Raw genomic sequence first — 15,413 nt, 5'->3', positions numbered from 1 at the left:
TGCCTCAGTACAGAGCCGCGGCCAGCTTACGACGAGCCTTGACGACGAGGGCGTCTTCGGTCCCCACCAACGCGAAAAGCTCCACTAGGTGCTCGCGGGCGCGTGCGCGGTCCGGTTCGCCGTTGCGAGCAACAACTGCGATGAGTCGGTCGAATGCTTGTTCAGCCTCGCCCAGGAAGAGGGCATAATCCGCCGCGGCTATTTGCACAACGAGATTATCGGGATCGGAATCGGCCTCGGCGACAACCTCGGGCGTCAAGGACTCGACCCTTTGCAGGAAGCGCACTTGGCCCAGTGCTGCCAGCACCTCGGTGTTGGCTGGCTCGGCGTCGAGTATCGCCTGGTAGGCGGCTAGTGCCGCGGGATAATCGCCCATCTCGATGGCATCCTGGGCCGCCGCGTGTCGAGGGTCTTGCGCTGGTTCTGGCTGGTCCATGGAATCCTCGGACCCGGCCTCAGCTGCGGCAATTCCTGGCAATTTATCCCGTAAAGCGTCCACCAGAGATGTCATCCAAGTGCGAAGCTGCGGCTCGGGCTGTGCGCCGGAGAAGGCATCAACAGGATTACCCTGCGCTAGGGCCACGATGGTGGGAACTGATTGAACCTGAAATGCCTGCGCGATTCGAGGGTTTGCGTCGACATCAACTTTCGCCAGCAGGACGGATCCATGAAACGAATCGACGACGCGTTCCAGTGCTGGTGACAATTGCTTGCACGGTTCGCACCATGTCGCCCACAAATCGATGATGACGAGCACATCGTGGGATTTTTCGACAATGGCACCGAAGATCTCCTCGGTCACGTCGAGGACGAAAGGGGATCTTGCCGGTGCTGCGGCGCCTAGCGCGGTCGGTGGCGCGCTCGCACGGCTTTTCAGGGCGGATAGGTCCACCGCTCGGGAGAATGCGGCCGATAAGGCCGCCTGTTGGCCGGGAATCGCACTGGTCATAGTTCCATCTTCACACGGCGTTCGGTGCTCGGGTCGCCGCGCCTGCGCGCAAGGGCCAGTCGGAGTCAATGACGGCGTCGGCCTCACCTCGCGAGCGCAGGTAAGACTGGAAGTTAATCGCCCAATTACGTTGCCACTCCACCTGCGAGGACCGCAGCGCCTCCGCTCCAGCGTTTCTGATGAGCGGATACTTGTGCGCGATCGCTCGGGCCACGGCTACTGCTGCGATCGAGTCGCCCGTAGCGTTATGCGCATCGGGGGTGGGGACGGAGTAGACGGCGCTGGCAGCGTCGAGTGTTCTCTTACCGCGCCGGTACCGATCAACGAAGCGGTCAATTACCAGTGGGTCGATGATGACGGCCTCTGCCCACTCGGGCAGATCGGTGAGCGGTGTGAGACCGTGCCGCCGGGCTTCGGAGTCGAGCAGGCTCAGGTCGTAGCTGGCGTTGAAAATTACTGTGGGATGCCCTGCGGCCCAACACTGACGTAGACCCGCGATTATCTCCGCAATGGCTAGAGCAGCTGGCCTACCGTGAGTCCGCGCATGTTCGGTGGAAATGCCGTGGATGGCGCTGGCCTCCGCCGGGATATCGACCCCCGGGTCGAGCAGCCAGGATCGCGTCGCTGGTAACTGTTCTCCCGAAGGATCTAGATGCACGAGAGCTGCAGTAACGATTCGTGCCGTAGCGGTGTCGATACCCGTGGTCTCGGTGTCGAACCCCACGAGCGTGCCAGCGAAAAGCTGAGCCGGTGGTGGTGGGGCGAACACCAGACGTGCGGGGGGTGAACACACAGTGCCCGCCGCAAGGGGGCCAACGGTGATGGGTGCGGAAATAACCGTTGCGGTGGAGGACTTTATCGCCGCAACCCGAGTGCGTGCAGGAACCATCACTGCTGTGCTCGGGAGATCGAACAAACCCAGTCGCTCAGTCTTCGCCGCTGCTATCGCTGGCCTGTTCATCGTTTCCCTGCCTTCCGTCCGTCCGCCACCCGAATTTTTTCTCGGTCTCTTTTCAGCACTGACGCCGCTTCACCGATGACGCTGCTTCACCGCTTGCGTAGCCGACGTTACGAGAGTGCACCGACAGTCTTGCCCTCGACATGCCGAGGGCAGCAATTAGTCGTTGTGGGCGCGCACATGCATCGGAAGGAACAGTTGGGTAACGTCCGTGAGCGGCGCCCCAACGTAGCTAGATGGGCGGGTCAGCTGCTGCTAGCGTCAGGGGCGTGAGTTCTGACATCGCGAGCCCCGACGAACCATTCGATCTGATCGCCCGTGCCTCGCAGATCTGGCGCGAGCGCATCGGCCCGTCGGAGTCGATGGAGGCCGTCACCAACGTCATGCGCGTCCAGCAAATTTTGCAGGCGGCCGTGGATGAGTCCTTACGTCCCCACGGCCTGACGTTTGCGCGCTACGAAGCGTTGGTGATGCTTTCATTCTCCTCGCGCGACTCGCTGCCGATGCGCATTATGGGCGAACGCCTGCAGCTGCACCCCACATCGATTACGAACATCGTGGACCGGCTTGAAGCCGACGGTCTCGCCCAGCGACTCCCCCATCCGACCGACCGGCGAACTACCCTGGTGGCTCTGACACCCTCGGGGCGAGCTCGCTTGACGGCGGCGACCAGTTCGGTGCTGCTGACCGATTTTGGCTTTGTCGGCCTTGATAATGGCGAGCTGCAACTGCTTTCGGTACTGATGACAAAGCTGCGTAAGGCAGCCGGCGACTTTTAAGGATGCTCTTGCGTCAGCGCCGCGGTACGGAGACGATCAAAGCGTCCCCTTGACCCCCGCCGCCGCACAGCGCCGCCGCGCCGATGCCGCCGCCGCGCCGTCCCAGCTCCAGCGCTAAGTGCAGTACCAGCCGTGCACCAGATGCGCCGATGGGATGACCCAGCGCGATCGCGCCCCCGTTGACGTTCACAATGTCTTCGCTGACGCCGAGCGCCCTCGCGGAGACGATGCCCACCGCCGCAAAGGCCTCATTGATCTCGATCAGATCCAGTGCCGACGGGTCGATACCCTGCTTCTCGCACGCTCTCCTAATCGCATTGGCGGGCTGCATCTGCAGCGTGGAGTCCGGGCCGGCGACCACACCGTGAGCACCAATTTCGGCAATCCAGGCCAGTCCGCGGCGCTCGGCCAGATCTTTATCCATCACCACCACCGCAGCCGCGCCGTCCGAAATGGGCGAAGACGATCCCGCGGTGATGGTTCCATCAGCTCTGAAAGCAGGCCGCAAACCCGCAAGCACCTCGACTGTTGTTTCCGCCCGGATCCCCTCATCCGCGGCAACCGTGACGGGTCCTCGACGACCGGGCACCTCAACAGGCTCAATTTCGGAGGCAAAAATCCCGGCCGCAACAGCACGGGCGGCGCGCTGGTGTGATCGTGCTGCAAACGCATCCTGCTCGGGCCTGCTGATAACGCCTCGATCTTCGGTGTTGGCAGCCTCGGTGAGTGCCCCCATGGCCTGGTTGGTGAAAATATCCCAGAGGCCGTCGTAGGCCATGTGGTCCGTCATGGTGACGTTGCCGTATTTGAATCCCGCACGTGAGTGCGGCAGCAAATGCGGCGCCAGCGTCATCGATTCCATTCCACCGGCTACCACCGTGGTGAACTCCCCGGCCCGAATTAGCTGATCCGCCAGCGCGATGGCGTCCAACCCGGATAGGCAGACCTTGTTAATGGTCAGCGCAGGGACGTCCAGGCTGATTCCACCCGCGAAGGCAGCCTGCCTCGCGGGGATCTGGCCGACGCCGGCGCTGAGCACTTGGCCCATGATGACGTACTCCACAGATGATGCCGGAACGCCAGCACGTCGCAGCGCTCCCGCGATTGCAGCTCCCCCCAGATCTGTTGACCTGACAGTGCCCAACGACCCGGACATTTTGCCAAATGGCGTACGAGCACCCGCAACAATCACCGTTGATCCCATGACCCGAGCGTAGAGCAGTCCAATTACACTCCCCTCATGACGCTCCACTTACCGCCTGGCCTTGCGGTCACCATGGTTGACCACGTCGGAATAGCCGTACCCAACTTGGACGCGGCGATCGATTTCCATGTGGGGACTCTGGGCGGCGTACTTGTCCACCGGGAAATAAACGAAGAGCAGGGCGTCGAAGAAGCCATGATCTCCTTCGGCGCCTCTGGCGGGACCCAGATCCAGCTTCTTGCCGCGTTGACACCGGAGTCGGCGATCGCCAAATTTATTTCACGCAGCGGTCCAGGTCTGCAGCAACTCGCGCTCCGGGTGCCCAATATTGACGATGCTATGGCAACCATTCGGGCCAGTGGACTACGGCTGCTTTACGAGCAGGCGCGCCGCGGCACCGCCAACTCTCGCATCAACTTTGTGCACCCCAAGGACACCGGTGGCGTGCTGCTTGAGCTGGTCGAGCCCGCGAGCACGCTCTAAGGTTCGTATTTAGCCGTCATCAACCACCTGCCGTGCCGCTCCCGACGCTTCGCTGTCACACCGGCGTGGGACGATAGGTAAATGACTTCAGGTGAGTGGCTTCCGCAACAGGCCGCATTCGAATTGGTTCGCCGTGGGTACTCTCCGGAGCAGGTGAACCAGCACCTCGACCGACTCGAATACGACTTACGAATCTTGGCTGCCGACCGCGATTCGGCTTCCCAGCGTTTAGCCGAACTAGCGGCGGGGATGGCCGCCGCGCAGTCTGAAGCGGACGAGTTTCGCAGGCAGTTGGATCACACCGCGCTGGCACCCACGTCCATGGCTGGCCTTTCCGACCGGATGCAGCGGATGATCCGGCTCGCCGAAGAAGAAGCTACCGAAATTCGGACCAAGGCTCGCACCGAAACTACGGATAAGCAGGCCCTGCTTGACAGGTCAGTCGCCGAACTGGCCCAAGAGCGCGCTGCGCTTGAGGCCGAGCGTGAGAAATCCCGAGCGCTGCTGGCGGAACAGGTTCGTGACCTCTTGGCCGAGACCACCGCCGAAGGCGCCAAGGCTCGGGAAGATGCAGCTCAGGAAGCTGCAGCGATGATCGAGGCGGCAACAGAGAAAGCCGACAACCTGACCCAGGACGCAACCCACTTGCGCGACCGCCTTGACGCCGAGTCGCTCGCCACTCGAACCCAGGCGATGGAGGACCTTGCTGCGAAATGCGCCGCAGACGAAGAACAGGCCGCAGTAACTCTGGAACGGGCGCAGGCGCAGGCGCAAGCGCTTATTTCCGAAGCCACCGCCGAGGTCGAACGCATTCAGAGCGAGGGCCGCGAATTACGGCGCCTGCTCGATTCTGAATCTGCCGAGCGCCGCAAGGAGGTCGAAGACGATTTCGAGATCACCATCTCCGCGCGCCGGATCGAAGCGCATCAGTTGGTGGCCGAACAAGAGCGATACTCGACGGCGGAAGCTGATCGCGTGGTGTCCGAAGCACTAGCAAGTGCAGAGCAGATAACAGAAGAATCCCACGCGCGGGCGACGGAGTTGGTGGCAACCGCCAGCGCCACCTCCGCAGCGTTGGTGAGGAATGCGACCAACCATGCCGACGCCATTATTGAACAGGCGACGGCGCGTGCACATAGCCGCGTCAGTGCGGCTGACGACGCCGTATCAGCAATGTTAGATGTGAGAGACCACGTGCAGCAGCAACTTTCGTCCGTTCTTCCGCATCTGGATCACATCCGCGATGCGGCTTCGCAAGCATGCTCAAATCTGAGAGTCGATCCAGCAGAAGCCGCTCGTCCGAGCGCCGCCGACTTCGACCCTGTGCCGGAAACGCAGGTCTACCCGACAAGCGAGGAGGCGAACGCTCCCTCGCCGGCGGAAGCTGCGGTCTGGGATCAGGACTCGGAGATCGAGCGTGAGGGCTCTAGTGCGGACGGAACTGCGCCAGCAGACGACGCGACGAACGGCGACGTGCAGCAGCCGTAAAGGGGATTCAAGCCACGGTCGCACTGCTCATACTCGATCGCCCAGCGAAACTAATTGCAGAATTTCGGCGCCGGTTTCCGCGTACAGCGTGGCGGCTCGATTGATCAGAGCCAGGCACATTGCGCCGCTATAGAGCGGTCCCACCACGAGGGCAACCCAGCCCCACAACGGGTCCACCGAAAGGCTTAAGAATACGAGAACACCCACGGGGATGGTCAGCAGCACCGGGCCGAGAAGGACCGCCATCGTAGTGCCGAGAGCACGGCTCTTGTGCGCGGGGACTGCCGAGGCGAACATCGCTGTCCTGCTTTGCGGGATAGCCACGGGAAGTTTCACCGACAGCCAGGAAGCTAGCCCTAGTGCGCTGACTACAGCCGTCCACGTCAAGCCCAAACCTGCCGGCAGCCATGCAGTGTCGCCGCGAATGAGAGCCCACATCAGTACTGCAAGCCCGCCTAGAATCAGCCCCGGGATCAGCGATGTCAAAGCGTGCCCCATCAGTTCAGCTTTTGCCTTCGCTCGACTCCCTGTGGCGACGATGTGCAACCACAGACCGGAGCCGTCGACGCCCAGCTGATTAGCAGCCTGCGTGCCGGTCATCCAGCCGCCCAACGCCACCGCAAAAAGGGTGCCGTGACCGCGAACGTAGATGAAGGGCATCGCGAAAAGCACCACGATGACGATCATCCAAGGCAGCCTGCGCATCGGGTCCCGCCAGGTAAGCATCAGATCCCGCATCCACACCACCGAGCGTGTGCTGGCCTGGGGACCGCCGAACTGTGAATGTCCGGCCGGGGCGGACGATTCAGTGCTGGAGGGGACTGACTCCATGCTGCGCCTCAGCGCGCTCGCCCACCACCAGCCGACGAGAGAAAACGACGCCACCAGCACCACAACACAGAGTCCCACCTGACCGAAGGCACCCTCCTCCACCAGACCAGGCAGCCGTGCCAGTGCGCCCGCCGGGCTCCACGCGAGTGCGTCTGCTGCTCGGGTGAACTTTGCGCCGAGGTCCGTGGTGTCGCTCATTGCGCTCAACGAACCAACCACGCCAAGGTAGAGCACGAAGACGCCGAACCCCGCGAGCATCCCCAGGTCTCGTCCCCGCCTACTGGACATCAGAGTCGCAATGGATGTGGCCGCTGCCCGCGACAGCATGATGCACAGCAAAAGGCCCAATCCCATGCACACCAGAGCTAGCGGCAGTATCCACCACTTCTTCGCCAGCGAAACAGCAAAACCGATCAGAACGATGATGTTGACCATCGGTAAAATTCCTATGACCGCAGCCGCGGTCAGCCCCGGAATCAGCGTCCGGCGCCGCAATGGTAGGAGCGAGAACCGATGCGGGTCAACGGTCTCGTCAACTCCAAACGCGATCATGGGCGTCAAGGTCCATGCGATGAAGAGGGTGAACAGTGCGATCGTGGCCGCGGTGACGGCAACGTCTGGCTCGGTCCGCGTCGTCGAAATGCCGAAAGCAAAAAACCCCACCACAAGGAAAAGGACCGCCAACCCCACGAACGCCCACACCCGCTTCGCCGTCGGCATCACGCGGTATCTGCTGGCAACAAGTGTGAATTTCAGACTGAAGAAGACTGCAACCATTCCAGACCCCCTTCGCCGCGGTGGTCTGTCCCGATGAGGTCGATAAACGCATCGTCCAAGCTCGCGGCCGCGCCTCGAACTTCTTGCACCGAGCCGACGGCAACAATGCGGCCGGCAGCCATCACCGCCACATCACTACACAACTCCTCGACCAGCGCCATGACATGGCTGGATAGGATCACTGTCCCGCCGCCGCGGGTGAATCGTTTAAGCACAGTGCGAATGACTCGAGCAGATACGGGATCAACAGCCTCTAGCGGCTCGTCGAGCAACAAGACCTTGGGCGAGTGCAGGAGCGCAGCAGCCAAGGTTATTTTCTTGCGCATGCCTGTTGAGTAGTCCGCTACCAGCTTGTTCTCCGCCTCAGCGAGATCCATGACTTCGAGCAGCTCGTCCACCCGCGCCGTCACCACTTCGGCGGGGATCTGCCGAAACCGGCCCAGATAGGTCAGAAGCTCCCGGCCGGAGAGCCTTTCGAATAGTTTCAGTCCGTCGGGCAACACCCCCATTCGCCCTTTAGCTTCCGCCGGGTCGCGCCAGACGTCGACTCCGTCGAGGTACGCCCGACCAGCATCCGGCCGCAAAAGACCGGTCACCATCGACAGCAGTGTTGTCTTACCAGCGCCATTGGGTCCGACAAGACCAAAGAACGAGCCAGCCGGTACATCGAGGTTAACGGAGTCGACGGCGACTTTTTCGCCAAACTTCTTCTGTAATCCGCGGATCGCCAACGCGTTGCCTTCGACGCTGGGATCCACGTAATTTCCTGGGTATGCGGGAAGAGCTGTCATAAGTAAATCCTGCTTCCAGTTGTGGCTGTTCCCAGACTGGGCGGGGCCCTATCGGCGCTCCCCAGTCCAGAGTTAGCTGCTCACGATCTTCACAGTTGCGAGGTGGTGCTCCCCCATCCACGTTTGCGGCAACGGCGCCGATGACGGGCGAATAGTTGCCACGATGGCGTCGAGGGCCACTTCGGACTTACCCACCCAGAGATGTTTCGTACCCGGAAAGCCCGTCACCCGGGCCTGCGGCACTCGGGCGAAGCGGATCCTTGCCTCGTCAGGCTGCAGGTAGTCGTCCAACTCGGGCACCAGAGCGTGAAGTGGTTTTCCGCTCTTTGCCCACGTGTCGAGGTCGCTATCGGTTGCCCGGTGCAACGGCGGCGACAGCAGGATGGCGCCGGTCACATCCAGACCAGCTCCGTACCGCAATGCCAGCTCGGTCCCGAAACTCCAGCCCAGGAGCCAGCGGTCGGGCAGGCCGCGCAGCGTCGCGAAGTCCACCGCTGCCTGAACGTCTAAGCGCTCGGCGTCACCGCCATCGAAGGTTCCCTGACTCCGGCCAGCCTCGCTGACGGTACCCCGGGTGTTGAACCTCAACACGGCAAAGTCCGCCAGCGCCGGAAGCCTGAAGGCTGCCTTGCGAAAGATGTGGGAGTCCATCATGCCGCCGTGGGTCGGCAGTGGATGCAGACAAATCACGGCGGCGACCGGATCGCGTTCGAGCGGGAGGGCCAGCTCGGCTACGAGGTCCACCCCGTCAGCAGTAGTTAGGGTGAAGGCTTCCCTGCGGGCAGGGAGCATGGTGTTGGCTCGTATGTCGATACTCATCCAGGCTTATCCTGCCAGCTACCGCAGATGTCGTTGCCAGCACCCCGTGTGCCAGTGCCGCCGATCGCCCGAGCTATCGATGGCGGTTTCGGCTTCCCGCGGCCAGCTCACAATATGCGGCGTGCCAGCTGGGATTGTCTGCTGACAGTAGGGACAGCGGTAGGATTTCAGCGCGCGAGCGGCAGGAATAGTGCGCACGACGTATTCGCCGTCTGCGGCGCTCTCCACCCGCGAAAAACTGCCATTCAGCGGCCTGTCTTGGGCGTCGGGGTAGCGCCGGTTCTTACGTGCCACACCGCGCGCCTAAATCACCGGGACGAGCAGGGTGAGGAGCATCCACGCGGCCACTGCCGACGGCAACAGGGAGTCCATCCGATCCATAACGCCACCGTGACCAGGCAGCAGGGTTCCCATATCTTTGACCCCAATATCCCTTTTGATCAAAGACTCGATAAGGTCGCCCACGCTGGCAATGAGAGCTATGACGGCTCCGATGATAAGTCCGCGCCACCAATCGGTTTCCAACATCAACCAGAGGCAAATAGCGCCCGCCGCCATGGTGGTCACCACCGAACCGGCGAAGCCTTCCCAGCTTTTCTTCGGGGAAATGCTGGGAGCCATCGGGTGTTTGCCGAAGAGGACGCCCGCCGCGTACCCGCCCGTATCCGAAGAGACAACCAAGATGAGGAATGTCAGGATCCGATAAGACCCGTCATGCGGCGCCGCCATCAACACCGCGAAGGTAGCGAAGAACACCACGTACACCACGACGAACACCGACGCGGATAGGTCACGCAGATAGCCCTGCTGACCGCCCGGCAGCCGCCAGATCATGCAAGCAAGAACCGTCAAGCTGATTCCAACAATTTGCGCTGGGTAGCTGAAGAACCAGGTTAGGACCAGAGTTGCGGCGCCCCCGAGGACAATCGGCTCCCAGCTGATAGTGATGTTGACCGCCGATGCCAAGGTGGCGCGTAGCTCCCAGACGGAGGCCGCCACCGCAGCGATAATGATGGCCACGAAAGTCCAGCGCCACAGCAACACTGCGGGGATGATGACCGCGGCGAAGAGCAATGCAACACCGAAGGCGACGGGCAGATTTCGTCCTGCCTTTGACGGGACAGCAGGCGAACTGTCGGGCTGTCTAGGTGATTTCTGCGCCATCAGACTTCAAGCAGTTCGGCTTCTTTGTGCTTAACGAGCTCATCAATAATCGCGATATGACGGTCTGTGACGGTCTGCAGTTCCTTCTCTGCGCGGGCTCCGTCATCTTCGGACACTTCGGAATCTTTGTCCTTGACCATCTTGTCGATGTAGTCTTTTGCCTTACGGCGGATGTTGCGAACCGAGACCTTCGCGTCTTCACCCTTTGCTCGGGCCGTTTTGCCCAGCTCGCGTCGCCGCTCTTCGGTGAGCTGCGGAAAAACGATGCGCAAGACGTTGCCATCATTACCCGGGTTCACACCGAGATCGGAGTCCCGAATTGCCTTTTCGATGGACTGCAACTGGGTCATATCGTATGGCTTAATGACGGCCATCCGCGCTTCGGGGATAGTGATGGTCGCCATTTGCTGCAGTGGGGTCGGAGCACCGTAGTAGTCGACCTGGATGCGCGAGAAGATATTGGGATTCGCCCTGCCGGTGCGCAAGGTCGCCATATCGTTCTTGGCGGAGTCAATGGCTTTTTCCATCTTCTCTTCGGCGTCGAAGAGGGTTTCGTCGATCATTTCGGTGCACCTTTTCTTTGAGTGCCGGTGACTACAGCGGGGTCGAAACGAGAGTGCCAATATCGTCGCCAGCCACCGCGCGGGCAATGTTGCCCTCGGTCAGGAGGTTGAAGACAATAATCGGCATGCGGTTGTCCATACACAGCGTAAACGCCGTGGCATCGGCCACCTTGAGTCCTGCCTCCACCACCTCGCGATGCGTGATGGAGGTGAACATCTGTGCGTCCGGATTGGTTCTGGGATCGCTGTCGTACACGCCATCCACGGCTTTGGCCATCAGCACGACTTCTGCGGAGATTTCCAACGCGCGCTGCGCGGCTGTGGTGTCTGTGGAGAAGTAGGGCATTCCCATGCCAGCGCCGAAGATGACGACACGGCCCTTTTCCAGGTGCCGAGCAGCACGCCTGGGGATGTACGGTTCTGCAACTTGGCCCATGGTGATAGCGGTCTGCACCCGCGTATCGATTTGCTGTTCCCGCTCCAAGAAGTCTTGCAACGCAAGGCAGTTCATCACGGTGCCCAGCATGCCCATATAGTCCGAGCGAGCCCGGTCCATTCCGCGTTGCTGCAATTCTGCGCCGCGGAAGAAGTTGCCTCCACCGATGACGACAGCCACTTGGGTGCCGCCGCACACCACTTCGGCGATCTGTCGCGCAACGGTTGATACGACCACTGGGTCGACCCCTACTTCGCCACTCCCACCGAACATCTCGCCGCCGAGCTTGAGAACCACCCGGCCAAACTTATGACGAACATTTTCTGACACGAGCTACCCCATTTACAAAACAGGGCCGGTGCCGTCAGCGTGCTCCACGGGGGAGTTCGCTGACGGCACCGGCCATGAAAAAATCAGACCTGGCCGACCTCGAACCGCGCGAACGCGGTGACGGTGACGCCAGCTTCTTCGAGCAACTTACCGACTGTCTTCTTGGAGTCCAGAACGGACGACTGCTCCAGCAGTACCGAATCCTTATAGAACCCGTTAACGCGGCCTTCAACGATCTTGGGCAAAGCCGCTTCCGGCTTGCCCTCCTCGCGCGCGGTAGCCTCTGCAATACGCTTTTCAGATTCAACCACCTCAGCCGGGATTTCGTCCCGGGTGACGTACTTCGCCTTGAGCGAAGCGATCTGGAGCGCTGCGGACTTCGCAGCCGCAGCCGCTTCAGAGCCCGCGCCACTAAATGACACCAGTACACCGATGGCGGGGGGAAGATCAGCTGAACGCTTGTGCAGGTAGACGGAGGTTTCACCGTCGTACTTGACCACGCGGTTGAGAACAATCTTCTCGCCCAGTCGCGCCGACGCCACGTTGATGACTTCGCCGACCGTTGAGCCATCGAGTTCGGTCGCGAGGACCGCCTCTACGGTGCCTTCGGAAGCTGCCGCGGCTGCAACCGCCACCTTGGCAGCCAGCTCCTGGAAGTCGGCGTTTTTGGCAACGAAGTCAGTCTCGGAGTTGAGTTCGATCAAGGCGTTGCCACTGGCGGCGACCATGCCTTCGGCGGTGGTGCGCTCGCTGCGCTTACCTACATCCTTGGCGCCCTTGATCCGCAGGATTTCAATGGCCTTGTCGAAATCGCTATCGGTCTCTTCGAGGGCCTTCTTGCAATCCATGAAGCCGGAGCCCGTGAGCTCACGGAGCCGCTTTACGTCAGCGGCGGTGTAGTTCGCCATCCTCGGCGTCCCTCACTTTTCGTTTCGTAGTGGTTCGTTCATTTTTAACCGCATTACTTTCGCCTTTTCGCATCAGCACACTTGCACTGCGCGAGAGAGGCGTCCAAGGAGAGCAGCTCAGGAGTTGACGGCTTCGCCAGCTTCGGTCTGCGCGGCGACGTCGGCGACAGCAGACTGAACGTCTTCTGTGCGGCCATCGAGGGCGACCTCTTCGACCACTACGTTGTCGGCTGCGCCAGTCTCGGCTGCCACCGCTGCGACTGCAGCTTCAGCAACCGGAGCCTGCGTACCCTGGGCCAAAAGCTCACGCTCCCACTCTGCCAGTGGTTCTTCGGCAACAGTGGCCCCGCCGTTGCCGGAGCGAGCCAGGAGGCCTTCCGCGACAGCGTCGGCGACAACGCGTGTCAAGACGGCGGCGCTGCGGATGGCGTCATCGTTACCCGGGATCGGGAAGTCGACCTCATCGGGATCGCAGTTGGTGTCCAGCACCGCGACGATCGGGATGTTGAGCTTGCGCGCCTCGCCAACGGCGATGTGCTCCTTCTTCGTATCGACGATCCACACCACCGAAGGAACCTTGACCATGTCCCGAACGCCGCCGAGGGTCTTGGCGAGCTTGATCTGCTCGCGGCTCATCAACAGCAGTTCCTTCTTGGTGCGGCCGGTGGTGTCGCCAGAAATTTCCATGGCTTCCAGGTCCTTGAGGCGCAGCAAACGCTTGTGCACGGTCTGAAAGTTGGTGAGCATTCCACCCAGCCAGCGCTGATTGACGTACGGCATGGAAACGCGAGTCGCTTGCTCGGCAATCGCTTCTTGGGCCTGACGTTTGGTGCCGATAAACATCACCGTTCCGCCGTGAGCGACTGTTTCTTTGATGAACTCGTAGGCCTTGTCGATGTAGGTCAAAGTCTGCTGAAGGTCAATGATGTAAATACCATTGCGCTCCGTGAAGATGAAACGCTTCATCTTCGGGTTCCAGCGCCGGGTCTGGTGTCCGAAGTGGACACCCGCATCCAGCAACTGGCGCATTGTTACGACAGCCATGATGATTCCTTAGTACTGGGCGGCGCGAGTAAATCGCACCGCAGTTCGGTTGTCGCTCTTATTCCGGTGGAATAGAGCCCTGACGCCCTCGGTGCGCTCTTGCCTTCGAAAAGGACCGAGAAGTGCACCGTCGGCCATGGTTTCCGACTCTGGCGAGGCGGGGCCGCGTAGGAGCGTGCGAAGTCAGCCCATGCGCACACGGGCTGCGCCCATAATGGTACGCGAGATCGGGTGTCAAACGTGAATGAGAGCTAGACAGCGCATCGAGGGCTCCTGAAGCGCCCGTGCACAAGCCGCTATTCGTGCACATACGGGCTCGTCGCGCGCGACGAGCCCCGCCGAGTGCAGCACTCTTGAACGATGTTTCGGTTCTCGATAATGCTGTGGTGCGTGATGGTGCTTCCTGTCCCACTTCCCGACTCCGGCGCGGCCCGCACCGTCGGTGACCCGCTCGCCTGGCAGGTCCCGGAAGTGGCCAAGACCTCCACATCGGATACCGGTTTCAGGTGGCCGCTGGCACCCATTCCGCCCGTCCTCACCCTGTTCCTCCCTCCAACTCAGGAGTATGGGCCCGGCCATCGAGGAGTGGATCTGGGAGGTGCCCCGCAGGACGCGGTGCTTGCTGCAAATGCGGGAAAGGTGGTGTACGCGGGGAATTTAGCAGGTCGCGGCGTGGTGTCGGTGGAGCATTCCGGCGGCCTCCGCACTACTTACGAACCGGTGACGGCATCGGTGATCGCCGGATCGATGGTGGAGGCAGGCGAACAGATCGGCGTTCTGGAGCGTGGGCATGCGAAGTGCGCCCCAGCATCGTGCTTGCATTGGGGCGCGAAGATCGGCGGGACCTATCTAGACCCGACGAGTCTGCTCGCTCCGCTGCGGATTCGGCTCAAGCCCTGGGATGGGCTTGTCGATACACAGCACTGAGTCGCTCCGCGGAAATGTGGGTGTAGATCTGAGTCGTGTTCAGGCTCGCGTGGCCTAATAGTTCCTGCACCGCTCGCAAATCGGCGCCGCCTTCCAAAAGGTGCGTCGCTGCGGAATGGCGCAATCCATGTGGGCCGAGATCAGGTGCGCCCTCGACGAGCGCAAGGCGCTGGTGCACCAGGGTCCGCACGGCTCGCTGGTCCATCCGGCGCCCCTGCACGCCCAGAAAAATTGCCGCTCCGGAGCTTGCAGTGAGCACATGTCGACGTCCTTGGGTGAGCCAGAGTTCGAGGGCCCTGTCGGCTGGCAGACCATAGGGAACCACGCGTTCCTTGTCGCCTTTACCGATAACTCTCATAACGCGACGGCGTCTATCAACGTCATCGATGTCTAACCCGACGAGTTCGGAAACCCTAACTCCGGTGGCGTACAGCATTTCCAGGGCCGCGTTATCTCGCAGCTGGAGAGCCGCGAGAGGGGAGGTTGGGGCCACGTTGCCAGCTAAATCTTCTCGCTGCGCGTCCGAGGTGGCGGACCATCCTGGCTGCCCCGAGGCAGGTGGATGGTTCAGTAGTTGCGCCGCCTGGTCCTCGCGCAAAATCGAGGGCAACGTTCGATGTGTGCGAGGGGCAACCAAGCGGGCAGCGGGGTCGGCGGCGATGAGCCCCGCTGTATGCGCCCAGACGGTGAAGGAGCGGGCTGCGGCGGCTCGGCGGGCAAGGGAGGTGCGGGCGCCACCGACGGTGCGCATTTTCGCCAGCCAGCTGCGCAGTACCGGTAGGTCTAGATGCTCGAGTTCCGGCTTTTTTAACACGGACGCGTGATGCAGCAAGCTGATGACGTCTCCCAGGTACGCCCGAACGCTGGCATCGGAGAGCCCTCGCTCCGAGCGCAGATGCCGTTCGTACCGTGACAGAGTCACCGTGAGTTCCGGAAGGAGATCCTGCAGGAGTTCGGCGCGG

General features: G+C 61.6%; 16 protein-coding genes. 4 read left to right on the top strand and 12 right to left on the bottom strand.

The window, feature by feature from the left end:
* Window positions 1-4 precede the first annotated feature (4 nt).
* Both EH165_RS06470 and EH165_RS06465 read right to left on the bottom strand, forming a co-directional pair.
* Complete coding sequence (locus EH165_RS06470; RefSeq protein WP_124798629.1) at window positions 5-949, bottom strand: tetratricopeptide repeat protein; 945 nt, start codon at window positions 947-949, stop codon at window positions 5-7.
* 10 nt (window positions 950-959) lie between these two features.
* The gene (locus tag EH165_RS06465) at window positions 960-1,910 is read right to left on the bottom strand and encodes an exonuclease domain-containing protein (protein WP_206426137.1); all 951 of its coding nucleotides are present in this window, start codon (window positions 1,908-1,910) and stop codon (window positions 960-962) included.
* A gap of 266 nt (window positions 1,911-2,176) precedes the next feature.
* Here EH165_RS06465 and EH165_RS06460 point away from each other — a divergent pair, with 266 nt between their 5' ends.
* Complete coding sequence (locus EH165_RS06460) at window positions 2,177-2,686, top strand: MarR family winged helix-turn-helix transcriptional regulator (RefSeq protein WP_206426136.1); 510 nt, start codon at window positions 2,177-2,179, stop codon at window positions 2,684-2,686.
* Window positions 2,687-2,699: 13 nt separating this feature from the next.
* Here the strand turns inward: EH165_RS06460 and EH165_RS06455 are convergent, their stop codons facing one another.
* Window positions 2,700-3,890, bottom strand: a complete 1,191-nt coding sequence (locus tag EH165_RS06455) for an acetyl-CoA C-acetyltransferase (RefSeq protein ID WP_124798625.1) — start codon at window positions 3,888-3,890, stop codon at window positions 2,700-2,702.
* Between the two features lie 36 nt (window positions 3,891-3,926).
* Here EH165_RS06455 and mce point away from each other — a divergent pair, with 36 nt between their 5' ends.
* Both mce and EH165_RS06445 read left to right on the top strand, forming a co-directional pair.
* Window positions 3,927-4,373 (top strand): methylmalonyl-CoA epimerase, encoded by a 447-nt coding sequence (gene mce, locus EH165_RS06450; RefSeq protein ID WP_124798623.1) that lies wholly within the window; start codon window positions 3,927-3,929, stop codon window positions 4,371-4,373.
* A gap of 81 nt (window positions 4,374-4,454) precedes the next feature.
* Window positions 4,455-5,861 (top strand): coiled-coil domain-containing protein, encoded by a 1,407-nt coding sequence (locus EH165_RS06445; protein ID WP_124798621.1) that lies wholly within the window; start codon window positions 4,455-4,457, stop codon window positions 5,859-5,861.
* Between the two features lie 27 nt (window positions 5,862-5,888).
* Here the strand turns inward: EH165_RS06445 and EH165_RS06440 are convergent, their stop codons facing one another.
* The 8 genes from EH165_RS06440 to rpsB all read right to left on the bottom strand — a co-directional run bounded on the left by EH165_RS06440 (window position 5,889) and on the right by rpsB (window position 13,524).
* A complete protein-coding gene (locus EH165_RS06440) occupies window positions 5,889-7,469 on the bottom strand; it encodes a hypothetical protein (RefSeq protein WP_124798619.1) in 1,581 nt (526 codons plus the stop codon).
* Window positions 7,445-8,260 carry an ABC transporter ATP-binding protein gene (locus EH165_RS06435; protein WP_124798617.1) on the bottom strand — a complete coding sequence of 272 codons (816 nt, stop codon included), beginning with the start codon at window positions 8,258-8,260 and terminating at the stop codon, window positions 7,445-7,447. The genes EH165_RS06440 and EH165_RS06435 overlap by 25 nt, the downstream gene beginning before the upstream one ends.
* 72 nt (window positions 8,261-8,332) lie before the next feature.
* A complete protein-coding gene (locus EH165_RS06430; protein ID WP_124798615.1) occupies window positions 8,333-9,079 on the bottom strand; it encodes an alpha/beta hydrolase in 747 nt (248 codons plus the stop codon).
* Window positions 9,080-9,382: 303 nt separating this feature from the next.
* On the bottom strand, window positions 9,383-10,243 hold the full coding sequence (locus EH165_RS06420; RefSeq protein ID WP_124798611.1) for a phosphatidate cytidylyltransferase: 861 nt from the start codon (window positions 10,241-10,243) through the stop codon (window positions 9,383-9,385).
* Complete coding sequence (gene frr, locus EH165_RS06415) at window positions 10,243-10,806, bottom strand: ribosome recycling factor (protein WP_124798609.1); 564 nt, start codon at window positions 10,804-10,806, stop codon at window positions 10,243-10,245. The genes EH165_RS06420 and frr overlap by 1 nt, the downstream gene beginning before the upstream one ends.
* 31 nt (window positions 10,807-10,837) lie before the next feature.
* Complete coding sequence (pyrH, locus tag EH165_RS06410; RefSeq protein WP_241864235.1) at window positions 10,838-11,572, bottom strand: UMP kinase; 735 nt, start codon at window positions 11,570-11,572, stop codon at window positions 10,838-10,840.
* Window positions 11,573-11,655: 83 nt separating this feature from the next.
* Window positions 11,656-12,480, bottom strand: coding sequence for a translation elongation factor Ts (gene tsf, locus EH165_RS06405; RefSeq protein WP_124798607.1), 825 nt, complete (start codon window positions 12,478-12,480; stop codon window positions 11,656-11,658).
* A gap of 117 nt (window positions 12,481-12,597) precedes the next feature.
* Entirely contained in the window at window positions 12,598-13,524 is a 927-nt protein-coding gene (gene rpsB, locus EH165_RS06400; RefSeq protein WP_124798605.1) for a 30S ribosomal protein S2, read from the bottom strand.
* A gap of 360 nt (window positions 13,525-13,884) precedes the next feature.
* On the opposite strand from rpsB, the gene EH165_RS06395 reads away from it, so the two are divergent.
* On the top strand, window positions 13,885-14,451 hold the full coding sequence (locus tag EH165_RS06395) for a M23 family metallopeptidase (RefSeq protein ID WP_239020739.1): 567 nt from the start codon (window positions 13,885-13,887) through the stop codon (window positions 14,449-14,451).
* Here EH165_RS06395 and EH165_RS06390 read toward each other — a convergent pair.
* On the bottom strand, window positions 14,414-15,400 hold the full coding sequence (locus EH165_RS06390; RefSeq protein ID WP_124800349.1) for a tyrosine recombinase XerC: 987 nt from the start codon (window positions 15,398-15,400) through the stop codon (window positions 14,414-14,416). The genes EH165_RS06395 and EH165_RS06390 overlap by 38 nt on opposite strands.
* Between the last annotated feature and the right edge of the window lie 13 nt (window positions 15,401-15,413).

Origin of the sequence: Nakamurella antarctica, from assembly GCF_003860405.1 — a bacterium.
GTDB classification, from domain to species: domain Bacteria; phylum Actinomycetota; class Actinomycetes; order Mycobacteriales; family Nakamurellaceae; genus Nakamurella; species Nakamurella antarctica.
The sequence above is the reverse complement of the archived record's forward strand: the minus strand, read 5'-3'. Positions and strand labels throughout refer to the sequence as shown.

What these genes read in the sequence shown, in the direction of transcription:
- EH165_RS06445 (WP_124798621.1), top strand. Translation starts at nt 4,455, where the DNA reads ATGACTTCAGGTGAGTGGCTTCCGCAACAGGCCGCATTCGAATTGGTT.
- EH165_RS06470 (WP_124798629.1), bottom strand. Translation starts at nt 949, where the DNA reads ATGACCAGTGCGATTCCCGGCCAACAGGCGGCCTTATCGGCCGCATTC.
- tsf (WP_124798607.1), bottom strand. Translation starts at nt 12,480, where the DNA reads ATGGCGAACTACACCGCCGCTGACGTAAAGCGGCTCCGTGAGCTCACG.
- EH165_RS06455 (WP_124798625.1), bottom strand. Translation starts at nt 3,890, where the DNA reads ATGGGATCAACGGTGATTGTTGCGGGTGCTCGTACGCCATTTGGCAAA.
- frr (WP_124798609.1), bottom strand. Translation starts at nt 10,806, where the DNA reads ATGATCGACGAAACCCTCTTCGACGCCGAAGAGAAGATGGAAAAAGCC.
- EH165_RS06420 (WP_124798611.1), bottom strand. Translation starts at nt 10,243, where the DNA reads ATGGCGCAGAAATCACCTAGACAGCCCGACAGTTCGCCTGCTGTCCCG.
- EH165_RS06440 (WP_124798619.1), bottom strand. Translation starts at nt 7,469, where the DNA reads ATGGTTGCAGTCTTCTTCAGTCTGAAATTCACACTTGTTGCCAGCAGA.
- EH165_RS06435 (WP_124798617.1), bottom strand. Translation starts at nt 8,260, where the DNA reads ATGACAGCTCTTCCCGCATACCCAGGAAATTACGTGGATCCCAGCGTC.
- rpsB (WP_124798605.1), bottom strand. Translation starts at nt 13,524, where the DNA reads ATGGCTGTCGTAACAATGCGCCAGTTGCTGGATGCGGGTGTCCACTTC.
- EH165_RS06430 (WP_124798615.1), bottom strand. Translation starts at nt 9,079, where the DNA reads ATGAGTATCGACATACGAGCCAACACCATGCTCCCTGCCCGCAGGGAA.
- EH165_RS06395 (WP_239020739.1), top strand. Translation starts at nt 13,885, where the DNA reads ATGTTTCGGTTCTCGATAATGCTGTGGTGCGTGATGGTGCTTCCTGTC.
- mce (WP_124798623.1), top strand. Translation starts at nt 3,927, where the DNA reads ATGACGCTCCACTTACCGCCTGGCCTTGCGGTCACCATGGTTGACCAC.
- EH165_RS06465 (WP_206426137.1), bottom strand. Translation starts at nt 1,910, where the DNA reads ATGAACAGGCCAGCGATAGCAGCGGCGAAGACTGAGCGACTGGGTTTG.